This window comes from Arhodomonas sp. KWT (assembly GCF_010993615.1).
On record NZ_WNXE01000397.1, the window covers coordinates 1 to 1,609 of the forward strand.

2 protein-coding genes are annotated in these 1,609 nt (G+C 69.7%); both read right to left on the reverse strand.

Going from position 1 to position 1,609, the window contains the following annotated elements:
• Window positions 1-728, reverse strand: a 728-nt coding sequence (gene bioB / locus G7A99_RS19310; RefSeq protein ID WP_163143281.1) for a biotin synthase BioB, incomplete at its 3' end; no start/stop codon positions are given.
• A 480-nt stretch (window positions 729-1,208) separates the two neighbouring features.
• Entirely contained in the window at window positions 1,209-1,571 is a 363-nt protein-coding gene (locus G7A99_RS19315; RefSeq protein WP_163143284.1) for a DUF779 domain-containing protein, read from the reverse strand.
• Between the last annotated feature and the right edge of the window lie 38 nt (window positions 1,572-1,609).

Genomic DNA, 1,609 nt, shown 5'->3' on the forward strand with positions numbered 1-1,609 from the left:
GGCCCGGCCTCCGCCATGGGCGTACCCGGCACCGGGATGAGCTGGTTGATGGGCACGCTCTCCGGGTGGGCGGGCAGGTTCGCGAGGGTGCGCAGCAGCTCCGCGCGGTCCGTCTCGCCCTCACCCAGGCCGACGATCCCACCGCAGCATACCCGCAGCCCGGCATCGCGGACGTGCGCCAGGGTGCTGAGACGCTCGTCGTAGCGGCGGGTGGTGATGATCTCCGGGTAGTATTCGGGGGAGGTGTCGAGGTTGTGGTTGTAGTAGTCCAGCCCGGCATCGGCGAGCTCGCGGGCCTGCCCGTCGCTGAGCAGCCCCGCCGAGAGGCACACCTCCAGGCCCTGCTCGCGCACCGCGGCGATCATCTCGCGCAGCCGCGGCATGTCCCGGGCCTTCGGCCCGCGCCAGGCCGCGCCCAGGCACAGCCGCGCCACGCCGGCCTCGCGAGCGCGGCGTGCCGCCTCGCGCACCGACGCCACCGGCATCAGCGCATGGGGCTCGACGTCGGTCTGGAAACGCACGCTCTGCGGGCAGTAGGCGCAGTCCTCCGGGCAGGCGCCGGTCTTCACGGACACCAGCGAGGCGAGCTCCACCTGGGCGGGATCGAAGTACCGGCGGTGCACCTGCTGCGCGGCGAACAGCAGCTCCGTGAACGGTGCGTCGAACAGGGCCCGGACCTCGTCGGCGGACCAGTCGTGACGGATGTCACCGGTGGCGGGTACGGACATGGCAGTCGGCCTTCTTCTTCATGGATGGGCCGGGCCATTGTGCACGGACTGTAAACCTTTATTCAACTTTTAAGGTTTACGGTGCACGCGATCACAAAAGGCCTACCGCAAGGTAGCGGGCAACCCGGTCACGGACCGATGCCTCCGCTCGGTGCGTCAGGCACACGCCCTCTCCGGCAGGAGCCGATGACCCCTTTACCGGTTGAACCGGGCACCTGATTTACGGGTAGCGTTGCACCGACACGGACTTGCGGCACAGCTCGGGTAGGTCGGCCGCTCTGGGCAGCCGACTTCCCCCCTCCGGTACGTCGGCATCGGGACGTTGGCTGCCAGGAGCAGCCAACCTGCCCGAGGCGGTACGACAACGCCCGGGATCCAGCCATACCCCGGGATGCCGCACACGGCCTGCGACCGTAAACAAACCGCCGGCAAGGTGCGGTGCCTCTGAAAAAGGGCCCCGATGGGGCCCGTCCAACAGATCTACGTCCGGTCCGGCTCGCCGGTGACCTGCGAGCGCACGATGAAGCGCACGCCCTCCGGGGCCTCCAGCGAGAAGCCGCTGCCCCGGCCCGGAACGACATCCAGCACCAGGTGGGTGTGACACCACAGCGCGTACTGGCTGCCGCCGATGTAGAACGGCTCGCCGTGGACATCACCGAGATGGACGTCGCGCTCGCCGACGCGGAACTCGTCACGGGGGTAGCACATGGGCGCGCTGCCGTCGCAGCAGCCCCCGGACTGGTGGAACAGCAGCGGTCCGTGTCGGGTCCGCAACCGCTCGATCAGCTCGGCGGCCCCGGGGGTGACCGACACCCCCGGGGCCTGTTCGCCCGTCCCGCTCATGCCAGGTCCAGGACCACGCGCCCGTCGATATGGCCCTC

What these genes read in the sequence shown, in the direction of transcription:
- G7A99_RS19315 (WP_163143284.1), bottom strand. Translation starts at nt 1,571, where the DNA reads ATGAGCGGGACGGGCGAACAGGCCCCGGGGGTGTCGGTCACCCCCGGG.